Origin of the sequence: Flavobacterium sp. (assembly GCF_024305175.1) — a bacterium.
GTDB lineage: Bacteria > Bacteroidota > Bacteroidia > Flavobacteriales > Flavobacteriaceae > Flavobacterium.
Genome location: NZ_JAMWYY010000078.1, coordinates 1 through 12,830, shown reverse-complemented (window position 1 = coordinate 12,830; position 12,830 = coordinate 1). Strand labels below are relative to the sequence as shown.

Annotated in this window: 16 protein-coding genes; 10 read left to right on the top strand and 6 right to left on the bottom strand. The window is 40.2% G+C overall.

What is annotated here, in order from left to right:
* Positions 1-889 (top strand): lysophospholipid acyltransferase family protein (locus tag Q0K96_RS13820; RefSeq protein ID WP_363317253.1); only part of this gene is annotated, 889 nt, incomplete at its 5' end.
* Here Q0K96_RS13820 and Q0K96_RS13815 read toward each other — a convergent pair.
* Together Q0K96_RS13815 and Q0K96_RS13810 are read right to left on the bottom strand one after the other, a co-directional pair.
* Positions 867-2,366 (bottom strand): aminotransferase class V-fold PLP-dependent enzyme, encoded by a 1,500-nt coding sequence (locus tag Q0K96_RS13815; protein ID WP_297334569.1) that lies wholly within the window; start codon positions 2,364-2,366, stop codon positions 867-869. The genes Q0K96_RS13820 and Q0K96_RS13815 overlap by 23 nt on opposite strands.
* Positions 2,367-2,421: 55 nt before the next feature.
* Complete coding sequence (locus Q0K96_RS13810) at positions 2,422-3,642, bottom strand: porin (RefSeq protein WP_297334568.1); 1,221 nt, start codon at positions 3,640-3,642, stop codon at positions 2,422-2,424.
* A gap of 124 nt (positions 3,643-3,766) precedes the next feature.
* Here Q0K96_RS13810 and prmA point away from each other — a divergent pair, with 124 nt between their 5' ends.
* Together prmA and Q0K96_RS13800 are read left to right on the top strand one after the other, a co-directional pair.
* Positions 3,767-4,600, top strand: a complete 834-nt coding sequence (gene prmA / locus Q0K96_RS13805) for a 50S ribosomal protein L11 methyltransferase (RefSeq protein ID WP_297334567.1) — start codon at positions 3,767-3,769, stop codon at positions 4,598-4,600.
* Positions 4,601-4,626: 26 nt separating this feature from the next.
* Positions 4,627-4,902, top strand: a complete 276-nt coding sequence (locus Q0K96_RS13800) for an ATP-dependent Clp protease adaptor ClpS (RefSeq protein ID WP_297334566.1) — start codon at positions 4,627-4,629, stop codon at positions 4,900-4,902.
* Between the two features lie 50 nt (positions 4,903-4,952).
* Here the strand turns inward: Q0K96_RS13800 and Q0K96_RS13795 are convergent, their stop codons facing one another.
* The 3 genes from Q0K96_RS13795 to Q0K96_RS13785 form a co-directional block, all read right to left on the bottom strand.
* Positions 4,953-5,285: a tRNA-binding protein gene (locus Q0K96_RS13795; RefSeq protein WP_297334565.1), complete on the bottom strand. Its 333-nt coding sequence runs from the start codon at positions 5,283-5,285 to the stop codon at positions 4,953-4,955.
* Positions 5,286-5,403: 118 nt separating this feature from the next.
* Positions 5,404-5,958 carry a hypothetical protein gene (locus Q0K96_RS13790; protein ID WP_297334564.1) on the bottom strand — a complete coding sequence of 185 codons (555 nt, stop codon included), beginning with the start codon at positions 5,956-5,958 and terminating at the stop codon, positions 5,404-5,406.
* Positions 5,959-6,066: 108 nt separating this feature from the next.
* Entirely contained in the window at positions 6,067-6,999 is a 933-nt protein-coding gene (locus Q0K96_RS13785; RefSeq protein WP_297334563.1) for a peptidylprolyl isomerase, read from the bottom strand.
* 109 nt (positions 7,000-7,108) lie between these two features.
* Between Q0K96_RS13785 and Q0K96_RS13780 the strand changes: the two genes are divergently transcribed.
* The 4 genes from Q0K96_RS13780 to rplS all read left to right on the top strand — a co-directional run bounded on the left by Q0K96_RS13780 (position 7,109) and on the right by rplS (position 9,809).
* Entirely contained in the window at positions 7,109-7,903 is a 795-nt protein-coding gene (locus Q0K96_RS13780) for a class I SAM-dependent methyltransferase (protein ID WP_297334562.1), read from the top strand.
* Positions 7,904-7,940: 37 nt separating this feature from the next.
* Positions 7,941-8,390, top strand: coding sequence for a DUF1569 domain-containing protein (locus Q0K96_RS13775; protein ID WP_297334561.1), 450 nt, complete (start codon positions 7,941-7,943; stop codon positions 8,388-8,390).
* A gap of 150 nt (positions 8,391-8,540) precedes the next feature.
* Positions 8,541-9,215, top strand: a complete 675-nt coding sequence (trmD, locus tag Q0K96_RS13770) for a tRNA (guanosine(37)-N1)-methyltransferase TrmD (protein ID WP_297334560.1) — start codon at positions 8,541-8,543, stop codon at positions 9,213-9,215.
* A gap of 243 nt (positions 9,216-9,458) precedes the next feature.
* A complete protein-coding gene (gene rplS, locus Q0K96_RS13765; protein ID WP_223052103.1) occupies positions 9,459-9,809 on the top strand; it encodes a 50S ribosomal protein L19 in 351 nt (116 codons plus the stop codon).
* Between the two features lie 211 nt (positions 9,810-10,020).
* Here the strand turns inward: rplS and Q0K96_RS13760 are convergent, their stop codons facing one another.
* Entirely contained in the window at positions 10,021-10,353 is a 333-nt protein-coding gene (locus Q0K96_RS13760) for a hypothetical protein (RefSeq protein WP_297334559.1), read from the bottom strand.
* A gap of 184 nt (positions 10,354-10,537) precedes the next feature.
* On the opposite strand from Q0K96_RS13760, the gene Q0K96_RS13755 reads away from it, so the two are divergent.
* From Q0K96_RS13755 to Q0K96_RS13745, 3 genes are read left to right on the top strand one after another with little or no spacing between them, the layout of a single operon-like run.
* Positions 10,538-11,284, top strand: a complete 747-nt coding sequence (locus Q0K96_RS13755; RefSeq protein WP_297334558.1) for a hypothetical protein — start codon at positions 10,538-10,540, stop codon at positions 11,282-11,284.
* A complete protein-coding gene (locus tag Q0K96_RS13750; protein WP_297334557.1) occupies positions 11,284-12,105 on the top strand; it encodes a tetratricopeptide repeat protein in 822 nt (273 codons plus the stop codon). The genes Q0K96_RS13755 and Q0K96_RS13750 overlap by 1 nt, the downstream gene beginning before the upstream one ends.
* 1 nt (position 12,106) lies before the next feature.
* Positions 12,107-12,670, top strand: a complete 564-nt coding sequence (locus Q0K96_RS13745; RefSeq protein WP_297334556.1) for a pseudouridine synthase — start codon at positions 12,107-12,109, stop codon at positions 12,668-12,670.
* The last annotated feature ends 160 nt before the right edge of the window (positions 12,671-12,830 follow it).

The window sequence follows — 12,830 nt, the reverse complement described above, 5'->3', positions numbered from 1 at the left end:
TATAATAATATACCCCTTCTTCTATCTTATATCTTTATTGCCCTTCAGGGTGTTATATTTTTTATCAGACGGATTGTACATTTTACTTTATCGTATAATAGGCTACCGCAAAAAAACAGTACGGGAAAATCTTTGGCTGGCACTGCCACACCTTAGTGTAAAGGAACGACGGATAATAGAACGGAAGTTTTACCATCATTTTTGCGACACTCTTGTAGAAATGGTAAAAACGATTACTGTACCGGTAAAAGAAATTCAAAAACGTTTTGTAATTGAAAATCCTGAGGCCATTAAGGAAACAGAAGAAAGGGGCAAAGGCATTGCCTTTTTATGCGGACACTTTTGCAGCTACGAATGGATGCTGGTAATGAACAAACAGTTAACCACCCACAAAGGTTTTGGCATTTATAAAACAATCAGGAACAAGTACTTTGATAAGCTTGTAAGGAAGCTCCGCAGCAGGTTTGACGGCGAATTGATAGATACCCGGAGGATAATACCCGCAATGCGCGACCATAAACGAAAAGGTATTCTTGGTTTTTATGGTTTTTTAAGTGACCAGTCGCCAAAATTGAGCAGCACTATTTACTGGGGCAATTTTTTTGACATGGAAGTACCTGTGCACGTGGGCGCCGAAATACTTGCCAAAAAACTTGACCTTAATATAATGCTCGTTAAGAGCACCAAAACAGGAAGAGGCCGCTATAACGCACGTTTTATACCTTTTGAAGGTAACCCGAAAGACATACCAAACTATGAAATAAGCGATATGTTTTTAAAAATGCTGGAAAACGATATACGTGAAACTCCAGAATTTTATTTGTGGACGCATAAGCGTTTTAAGCACCGCAAAAATGATCCGCCTGCTACAAAAGGAACCACTCTTTAATATTAATGCCCGCTTCCTTAGTATCTTGTTTATGTACAAATTCATTTGTAGCCCTGTTGTATATATAATCATCAGCCCATGCTTCATGATTTTGTGCAAGTGATTTAATACTGTCGCACACATACTCTATTTCGGCATCTGTTGTAGTAGGATGTATAGACATCCGAATCCATCCGGGCTTCTGGATAAGATCGCCTTCTGTAATTTTATTGGTAAGATAATTCGATTTTTCTTCATCCACATGCAGCAGGTAATGACCGTAGGTACCCGCGCAACTGCACCCCCCTCGCGATTGTATGCCAAACCTGTCGTTCAGTAATTTAACTCCCAGGTTAAAGTGCAGGCTGTCTATAAAAAATGATATTACACCAAGCCTGTTGCGGTGTTGTGGTGCCAGTATATTTATATTAGGCACAGTGCCCAGTTCTTCAAATATATAATCTACAATTTCCTGTTCGCGCTTCAATATATTCTGTACTCCCATCTGCTCCTTAAGCTTAACGGCAAGCGCAGTTTTTATAACCTGTAAAAAGCCGGGTGTTCCGCCATCCTCGCGTTCCTCAATATTATCAAGGTATTTATGCTCACCCCAGGGGTTAGTCCAGCTAACGGTACCGCCACCGGGATGGTCGGGCACCATATTTTTATATAACTTTTTATTAAAGATGAGTACTCCCGAAGTACCGGGGCCTCCTAAAAATTTATGTGGTGAAAAGAATACGGCATCAAGTGCAGAGTCTTCATCGCAACCCGGGTGCATATCTATTGCAACATAAGGCGCAGAACAGGCAAAGTCTACAAAACAGACACCATTGTAGCCATGTATCATTTTAGCTATCTGGTGATAAGGTGTTTTTATGCCGGTAACGTTACTGCAGGCTGTTACAGAAGCAATTTTTAGCGTATGGTCTTTATGTTTTTCCAAAAGTTCCGCGAAGCTGTCAAGGCAAATAAGCCCTTCGGGGCAGGCAGGTATTACCACCACTTTGGCAATAGTTTCCAGCCACGAAGTCTGGTTGCTGTGGTGCTCCATATGGGTAACAAATACAACAGGCCTTTTTTCATCGGGAACCTGAGTGTAAGGCTTTAGGTTTTCAGGGACTTTAAGGCCAAGTATGCGCTGAAACTTATTGATTACCCCTGTCATGCCCGATCCGTCTGTAATCAGTATATCATCCGGCCCGGCGTTAACATGGCGTTTAATAATGTGGCGCGCTTCATGGTAGGCATTCGTCATTGCCGTACCCGATACCGTGGTTTCAGTATGGGTGTTGGCAACAAAAGGGCCAAATTCGTTAATAAGCTTTTCTTCTATAGGGCGGTAAAGCCTGCCACTGGCAGTCCAGTCGGTATAAACAATTTTTTTTCTGCCAAACGGCGAGTCGAATTCCTGGTCTATGCCAATAATATTTTGCCTGAATTTGCTGAAATATTGTTCTAATGTGCCGGTAACGGTTGTGCTTTCTGCCTGTAACATACCTGTAAGTTATTATAACACTGCAAATTTAGCAATTATAACGATATAGCAGTAGTTATATCCCTATTTCAACCTGAAAACGGATGTACCAGTCCTGCCTGTTAGAGCCGTTAAAATACTCCATGTCGTTAAGCGTAAATTCGCCCTGCATCTTAAAACTGTGTTCCCAGATATACTTGGTTAAGCCGAGGCTGTACTGGTTGGTGTGGGGAGTATAAAAATGTATATCGTCTTCAACACGCTGTGTAGAGAACCTGCCAATAATCTCATAGTCGGAAGAAAATAAATAGCTTAACTGATAATCGAAGCCATGCCCGGTAAATACATATTGCACGTCCGATTCGTCCAGAGGATTAAAAGTAACAGGGTTATCTGCTATACGCTGCATGTAGGCTGTCTGGAAAGACCATCCGCTGTATTTTAGCATGGCATCAAGTAATATCGACTGCATATCGCGTTTATCGTATAGTTCTGTACCCAGTTGGCCCTGAGTGCGCCTCCCCTTATTATTAAACTGGTAAGCACCCGAAAACAAAAGTTTAGGTGTAGCTTCCCTTACAAGGTCTCCTTCAAAATAAGAGCCATCTCTTGTAAAAGCGCCCAATGGGAAAAGCTCTACTTTACCTGTATAAGCCAATCCGTTATCAGGATCTTCGGTAGAGTTCCTGCCCTCCCCCATACTAACGGCTGCCTTAAAGTTATAGGAGAACTTATCAAAAGCTTCATTTAAGTTATGCACCTGGAAACCAAAGTCACGGTCTATATTAAAACGGGCGTTGTTAATAGTCCTGTCGGTTAACTGTAATGCTCCTGATGAGTTTACCCTCTGGCGGTTACCCGGCAGCTTTGTCTGCCCGAAGCCTATGCTCCAGTGCCTGTTGGGCCTGTAAAATAAAACAGCATCGCGTATAATATTTACATTCTCCCCTTCCTGCACTTCGCCCACATCTCCGGGGGCAAAAGAAAGCTGTATGGCATATAAAAATTTGGGATCGCCCACATAACCGTCAAAACGAAGGCGGAGGCGGCGTATCTGTCCGTCTATTGCCCCTTCGGTATCTTCTTCCTGCAGGTAGGTCATCCTGTTCTGCATACGGAAACGAATATTAAACTGGAAAAGGCTGTCGGGAGAAGTAAGCCCAAGGCCCCTGCCATAGCTGTAATAAGGCAGCGCCGAAAGCTTAACGTCGTTATTAGTTTTAGTACGCTCTATAGTTACCTGTGCAACAGAAGAAATAGTTAAGAATAAAAAAAACAGCAGCAGTATTTTTTTCATTTTTGTGTTGTGTGTTTAATGCGGCGGGTCATGAAAATGTCGCCAAGATTAAATTTTCGCAAACTTACTATTAATTTTTTTGAAGCCAAGAGTAGTTAATAGTACTTTTGCGAAAAATTTAATTATGTCAGTTTCCTACATAGGCCTCCATTTTACCATAAGCCCAAAAGAACCCGGGGCAGAAATTTTAATTGCCGAACTGGGCGAAACACCGTTTGAAAGTTTTATAGAAACCGAAGATGGCATATCTGCCTACATACAGTCAGAGTTTTGGAATGAAAGCCTGCTTGATGCTATTATGATACTGAAATCTGATGATTTTAAGGTTACCTATACCAAAGAAGAAATAGAACAGGTAAACTGGAATGAGGAATGGGAGAAAAACTTTGAACCTATTGATGTTGGCGGTATTTGCTATGTAAGGGCTCCTTTTCATGAAAAAAAAGATGCACAGTATGATATTGTGATAGAGCCCAAAATGAGCTTTGGCACCGGCCACCACGAAACCACATTTATGATGGTGCAGCACCTGCTGGAAAATGATGTTGAAGGTAAAAAAACACTTGATATGGGCTGTGGTACTGCCATACTTGCCATTTTAGCGGAGATGAAAGGTGCAAAACCAATTGATGCCATTGATATAGATAACTGGTGCTACCTTAACTCGATTGAAAATGCAGAGCGTAATAACTGCGAACATATATCGGTTTATGAAGGCGATGCAGCTTTGCTGGAAGGCAAAAAATATGATGTTATTATTGCCAACATTAACCGCAATATATTGCTGAACGATATGCAGCAATATGCCGATTGCCTTAATCCGGAAGGTATGCTTTTTCTTAGCGGATTTTATGAAGAAGACATTCCTTTTATAGACGAATCGTGTGCGGCAAAGGGCCTGAAACTGGCAAAAAAGCTGAAAAAAAATAATTGGGTTGCCCTAAAATATGTAAATTAGCGTTTAGTTTATTAATTACCAATGTTATGAGTACTATTGAAAAAGTTTCGGAAGAGGTACTGCTCGAGGAGAGCCTTGCTTCTAACAACGAAATTGTTTTGTATAATGATGATGTAAATACTTTTGACCACGTAATTGAAACCCTGATAAGAGTGTGCGACCATACTCCGGAGCAGGCTGAGCAGTGTTCTATAATTGTGCATTATAAAGGCAAATGCACAGTTAAAACAGGAGAGTATAAAGAACTGGAACCGCAGTGCACACAACTGCTTGAAGCAGGACTAAGCGCTGAAATTGTATAATTAACAACTGCTCTAAAACACAAGATTTTAGAGCAGTTATACTTTTTATACTATGCTATACGCAGGCCGTTCTCTACCTTAAAATCGGGTGAAAGCAATACAACATCGCCCTCCTGCCCCACGGCCCCAAGCACAAGGCATTCGCTCATAAATTTGCCAATCTGTTTTTTTGGGAAGTTCACTACAGCTATTATCTGCTTGCCGGTAAGGTTTTCTTTCGTGTAGCGCTTTGTTATCTGCGCAGATGATTTGCGTATGCCTATTGCTTCCCCAAAATCTATTGTAAGCTGGTATGCAGGCTTTCGCGCTTCGGGGAAATCATTAACTTCAATAATTGTCCCTACCCGCATTTCCGTTCTCTCAAATTCCTCCCAGGTTAACATGTTAATTTGAAAATTAGTCAATTTAAAAATTTGAAAATGTAGCAATTTATAAATACAATCAATTGGTGCATTGATACATTAGTAAATTGATATTTTGGTAAATTATTCCCCTTTGGGGTTATGGGGTTTCCCTTTCTAAGACAATATCAATGGGCTTATTCATTTTACGCCCGAATTTAACAGTAGCCTGCTGGCTCTCGTTAGAGCAAAGCACATACATATTATAGCTGTATAAAGGTATGGTTACGGTTTTATATTTACCGCCATTCTCATCACCGTCTATATCTTCGACTTTAATGCTAAAACGGTCGGCGGGAAATGTATTGGCAACAGACAGCAGATAATTATCTTTCGCAAACGGGAAAAACCAGCGCTCCTTTGTTGTTGTGGCGCCATCAGGCAGTGGTTTGTTATCATTACCAATACGGTAATTAAGGTAAAACTCAAGCGGCTTATTGGCATTTTTAAAGCTGTAGGCGTTATTGGCATTGATAACATCGCGCCCAAGGCTGTCTACAACTGTAATGCGCAGGTTTTTTATATTTTCGGTTTTGCCTGCTTCATGTACATCCAACACTACGTAAGATGTAAAATCATATCCGCAGTGCATTTGCCCGAACTGGGCCTGCACACCTACAGAAAGCAGTAAAAACAGTATGGCTAAGTATCGCATCGTTTTATAAATATTTGTAAAAATACTACTATAACAGCTTCTTTCAAAAAGTATTCCATTAAAAAAGCCGCCCGTATAAAGGCGGCTTTTTTGTTTATTATTCCTGGATTATTTTACATCCATTAATTCTACATCAAAAACAAGCGTGGCATCCGGCGGTATAACGCCACCTGCACCACGGGAACCGTAACCAAGGTGAGACGGTATAACAAAACGTGCCTTATCGCCCACCTGAAGCAGGGCAATACCTTCGTCCCAGCCGGTAATAACCTGGCCAACGCCAAGCTGAAACTCAATCGGTTGTTTTCTTTGGTAAGAAGAGTCAAATACCTGTCCGTTTTCCAATGCACCTTTGTAGTGTACCGATACTTTTTTGCCTTTTTCAGCTTTTTTACCTTCTCCTTTCTGAATTATCTTATATCTAAGTCCGCTTTCTGTCCTGTCGAAACCGGCAGCAAGTTTATCAAGTTGTTCTTCGGCCCTTTTTTTGGCTTCTGAAAGGCGTTTTTCACGCGACCCTTCAAAAGTACGGAAAGCCTCAACAGCATTCCATTGCTTAGCCTCGTCGCCTTCGCGGATAATTTCAAGGCTTTCTATCTTATCGCCCTGCGCAATACTGTCCACTACATCCTGCCCTTCTACCACATGGCCAAAAACAGTATGCTTATTATCAAGCCACGGAGTCTCTACATGCGTAATAAAAAACTGCGAACCGTTAGTGCCAGGGCCGGCATTCGCCATACTAAGTACGCCGGGGCCACTGTGGGTAAGCTCCGGGTGGAACTCATCATCAAAGTTGTAACCGGGGCCACCTGTACCGCTGCCCTGCGGGCAACCGCCCTGTATCATAAAATCAGGTATAACACGATGAAACTTAAGCCCGTCATAATAGGGCTTGCCCTGCGGTTTTTCGTTATTTTCAAGGTTACCTTCTGCAAGCCCTACAAAGTTACCCACCGTACCGGGAGTTTTATCATGTGTAAGCTTTACCAGTATTGCGCCTTTTGAAGTATTGAATTTTGCGTAAATTCCGTTTTCCATCAGTTGTGATTTTTGTTTGTAAACGGCAAATTTACGAATAATATTCCTACCTGCGAATCCGATAGATCATAACAAAAGTGTAAATTTGAAAACACCTAATTATAATCTGATGGAAAAGGATTACTTAGCTATAAATAAAAATGCGTGGAATAACAGGACTCCCGTACATGTTGATTCTGAACTTTATGATATGCCTGCTTTTACAGCAGGAAAATCGAGCCTGAACAGTATAGAAATTGAACTGCTTGGAGATATTAAAGGCAAAAAGATATTACACCTGCAATGCCACTTTGGGCAGGATACACTTTCATTAGCGAGGATGGGGGCTACAGTAACGGGCGTAGATTTGTCAGATGTGTCTATTGATAAAGCCAATGAGCTTTCTGCTTCATTAAATATACCCGCACGTTTTATCTGTTGCGATATTTACAGCCTTCCGGATCATCTGGATGAAGAATTTGATATTGTTTTTACCACATATGGTACTATAGGATGGCTTCCTGATCTTGAAAAGTGGGCCGGTATTATTGACCGTTACCTGAAACCCGGAGGGCAATTTATTTTTGCAGAGTTTCACCCTGTAGTCTGGATGTTTGATGATAATTTTGATTGCGTGACTTATAGCTATTTTAATAAGCAGGCTATTCATGAAACAATAAACGGTACTTATACTGACAATGACGCTGATATTACTACCGAGATAATTTCATGGAATCACAGCATAAGCGATGTTATAGGCAACCTGCTGAAAAAAGGGCTACATATAAAGGACGTAAAGGAATATGATTATAGCCCATACAATTGTTTTTCAGGTATGGAAGAGACGGAAAAAGGGAAATTCAGGATTGCAAAATTAGCATATAAAATGCCAATGGTATACGCCCTTCTTGCCGAAAAACCATGACGATTAATTCTTATATTTGACTTTAAAAATACGTATTATGGAAAGCGTTTTCGACCCTCAGGGAAATCAAAAGATAATAGCACGGATAGAAACATTAACACCCATAACACTTTCGCAGTGGGGCAAAATGACAGTAAGTCAAATGCTGGAGCACTGCCAGCAGCCTATAAAAGTATCATATGGTCAACTTAATCTTAAGCCTAACCTCATGAGCTTTTTGTTCGGTAAAATGATGAAAAAGAAACTGTCTAATCCGCAGCCTTTTGCACGCGATTTGCCTACAGTTAAACAGTTCAGGATTACACACGAGCCTGATTTTGACAAAGCAAGAGCCGAACTTATACTACTTGTAAAAAAATTTGCTCACGAAGGCCATGCTTCTATCAAAAATACCAAGCATCCTTTTTTTGGCGAAATGACCATGCAGGAGTGGGATTACCTGCAATGGAAACACCTTGACCATCACCTGAGGCAGTTTGGGGTTTAAGTAGTTTTAGCCATTAGCCATTAGCCATTAGCCAAAATTAATATTCGCCAGGTAAAGACAACTAAGTGAATATATTTTTGCTATTCCCTTTTGCCTTTTGCCTCTTCCCTATTATTGCTACATTTGCATATTGAAAAATTAGCTGATTAAATGCGAATCGACATCATTACTGTACTGCCCGAGCTATTAAGAAGCCCCTTTGAAGCCTCAATTTTAAAGCGTGCGATTGATAAAGGGCTTGTAGAAGTACACCTGCACAACCTTAGGGACTACAGTACAAACAAACATAAAAATGTAGATGATTACCAGTTTGGCGGTGGTGCCGGTATGGTAATGAGTATAGAACCTATAGATGCCTGCATCAGTAAACTGAAAAGTGAGCGTGATTATGATGAGGTTATTTATATGACCCCAGATGGCGAAACATTAAATCAGGGTATTGCGAACCAAATGTCTTTACTGCAAAATATCATAATATTGTGTGGGCATTACAAAGGTGTTGACCAACGCGTACGTGATTATTTTATTACCCGTGAAATATCAATAGGAGATTACGTACTGTCAGGTGGCGAGCTTGCCGCGGCGGTGCTTTCAGACGCTATTATAAGGCTTATACCTGGCGTATTGAGCAATGAGACTTCTGCACTTACCGACAGTTTTCAGGATAACCTGCTGGCGCCACCGGTATATACCCGCCCTGCCGAATATAAGGGCTGGAAGGTGCCGGATGTGTTACTAAGCGGACATTCTGCCAATATAGACAAATGGCGAGAAGACATGGCAGTGGAGCACACCAAAAACAGAAGGCCGGATTTACTGGAATAGCCAATAGCCAATAGCCAATAGCCAATAGCCAATAGCCAATAGCCAATAGCCAAAATTAAAAAATCTACAGTTAAGCTGGAATGGGGAATTTTTTACTATTGCCTCTTCCCTGTTTACTCCTCAGTTTCTTCTAAAAAAATTTTGCCCGAAAGAAATTTTTAGTACATTTGCACCCACTTCGGACCAACCTCTGACGAAATGCGTGTATGTTGCTCTGATTCAAACTATTAATTTTTAGAAATCATGTCTGATTTAGTAAAATTCGTACAAGAAGAATTTGTAGCAAAAAAAGATTTTCCTGAGTTTAATTCAGGCGACACAATCACTGTGTACTACGAAATTAAAGAAGGTGAGAAAACAAGGACCCAGTTCTTTAAAGGTGTTGTTATCCAGAAAAGAGGTACTGGTATGACGCAAACCTTCACTATCCGTAAAATGTCAGGTTCTGTAGGTGTAGAGCGTATCTTCCCTATCAACATGCCTGCTTTACAAAAAATTGAACTTAACCAGAGAGGTAAAGTGCGCAGGGCACGTATTTTCTACTTCAGGGATCTTACCGGTAAAAAAGCTAAGATCAAAGAAAGAAGGAGATAATTTACTCTTCTGTACATTATATCAAATCCCCGCAATGCGGGGATTTTTTTTGTTTAATTCCTTGCTAAAAATACCCACTTATGGGGATTTTTTCGCCAACGGCAACTGTTTACATTTGAAAACTGAAAAATTACTGACGATAACGTTAAGTAAAAATCCATTTTAGTTTCGGGGTGTGAAATGCCCTGTTGCCTTTCAAAAAGCGGCAGGGCTATCTAATTTCATTCTGAAGCTCTTTCAGCCTCTTCTTGTGTATACGCAGTACATCGCGCACATCCCTAACAGCATCACGTGCACATTTATCCACTTTTTTAAGTTTTAATGAGAACATCTGTAGTTTTTTTGCATCTTCAGCAGTAAGATTAGCTGTAATACTTTCTGCAAAAACTGTAAATTCTTCCGTAACAGTGTCTATAGTACCATACGATTCTTTAAGGTCATCATACAGTTCGGTAAGTTCTTTTAATGTATCCTTACAATCTGAAAGGTTACGCTTTAAAATTTCCTTCCTCAGCTTTTTCTCTTTTTTATTAAATATACCCATATTATAAAATTAGCAGTGCTAATCTCGGTACATTCACAAATAAAAGTTTTACCTAATCTTTAAGTTTTCTTTACCAAACAAGATATTTCACCTATGTGGTTATGCAAAAAACAGTAGCAGCATACACTATTATTTTGCTAAATTTTTATATTTACGGATTATTCAACCCAACTACTGCTTAGCAATGAAATTAAAAATACTTTCAGCTGTTGTATTCCTTCTTGTTTGCACTTCCTGTCTTAACGTGAGTTTACACGCAATTGGGGCATATAATACTAAAGCAGAGCCCACTGCTTACACTAACAACAAAAAGACAATAGTATTTATACCCATGCGCCATATAGGGTTAAAAGAATTTTATGATGATGTGCACAGGCTAACAGACAGCCTGCATAATGAAGGATATATTGTTTTTTATGAAAGTGTAAAAATAAGAGATTCATTTACAGATGAACAGAAGAAGATCATGGATCTTAAACTCCGTAAGATGGTGGGTGTAAGTATTGACACAATAGGGTATCTTGATACTGTAAATAACAGGCTTATGGGCAGGAGATTCAAAAACAGGAAAGGACTTATGAACCAGCCAAAATATACATTGATGGGTGCTGACCTTACTAAAGACCGTGTACAGGATGTACCGGTTAATGAACTTATTGCAGAATATGAATCGAGATACGGAGAAATACGGTTAAACCCATGCGATTATAACCTGCGACCTGACGAAAAATATGAATGTGGTAAAGAACCTGATGACCAGGTTAATGCCATTATAAGGGGTTACAGGGATGAAAGCCTGGCTAAGGCGATAATGGAAGAAAAGAACGATAAAATTGTATTGGTATTTGGGGCTCTGCACGAATGGGGTGTATATAAAAAACTTCAGACTCTGGACAGTACATGGGTACGGGTAATAAAGCAACATAACTGATGAAAAAGATTTTAGCTATTGTTGCCCTACTATCTGTCTTAACAGTTAAAGGCCAGCAGAGTTATTTTGATGGCAAAAGCCTTGTTTGCGGCAGCAATAATGAGACAGCGCTCGAAAGAATGACATTCGGGCTGGTGCTGCTCCGAAATAATTATGATAATAGTAACGATACATATCGTAAAAGCACCCGTCTGTTTATAGATGCCATTGAAAAGGATACATTATGCTGTGATGCTTATTTTTTAGCGGGCTACAGCCTCAGATTACAAAACCAGTGGAAAGAAGCCCTGACGTTTTACTATGTAGCAGACAGCCTTTCCGGTAATCAGTCTTCATTGTTTAAATTAAATATGGCTGTTGCAGCAATGAATGTGGGACTGACAGATCTTGCAAGAAAAAAGTATAATGAAATGGTAAGGTTTTTTCCTAAAGACCCTGAAGGCTTTTATGGCGTGGCGCTTACATCTCTTTTCATTAAAGATTTTGATAACGGCCTTTTAGCAATAGAAAGGGCTATACAAAACTATAAAATTGCCAGGAAACCCGTAAATGATGATGCTAATTTCTTGAAAGCCATGTTATTATCACACGCAGGGAAATATGAACTTGCAAAAGAATACTTTGAACAAATAAAGGATACATTTAAAGATCGCGACCAGTATAATGCCTACTACAGTTATACCCTTGTAAAGCTTTCGGAACAACAAAATGATGAGAAGTTGCTTAAAAAAGCAATGAAAATATACAACAAAATAAACAACAAAGACGAGATTCCTGATGATATTGCAGATGCTTTTAATTTTAGCGCATTAAAGGATTAATATGCACCATCATTATATCATCTACAAACCTTATGGCTACCTGAGCCAGTTTGTTTATAACCTGAAGCGTAATAAAAAGCTGCTTGGCGAATTTTACGATTTTCCTGAAGGAACTATGGCTATTGGCAGGCTCGACGAGGATTCTGAAGGGTTACTGCTGCTAACTACCGATGGCATGATGAGCGAAATAGTGCGCAGCAAAAAAGTAGAAAAGGAATATTATGCACAGGTTGACGGGCTTATTACCCCCGAAGCTGTAAAGCAGTTGCAGGAGGGTGTAGAAATAGGCTTTAAAGGTATCCGTTATACTACCCTGCCCTGCTCGGCAAAAAAGATTGATGCGCCACAACTACCGGAGCGCAGCAAAAAAATAAGGGATGAGCGCCACGGCCCCACATCATGGGTAGCTATAACAGTAACAGAGGGCAAATTTCGCCAGGTACGAAAAATGACCTCTGCTGTGGGTTTTCCTACACTGCGCCTGGTAAGGGTACGGATAGGGAATATTCATTTAGGCAACTTACAACCCGGCGAGGTTAAAGAAGTTCCCGGATTTGATGTTTAGCTTATAGGTACTATTGTAAAGCCTGCTTTTTTAACCGTTTCCATAACTTCGTCTTGTGTAGCACCATTTGGTACAACAGTCAAAATTTTATCCGGATTATCGGTATCTACATTCCACTCTTTAATTCCTTTTTTATTGTTTAGGAGAGGAGTAACCTTGG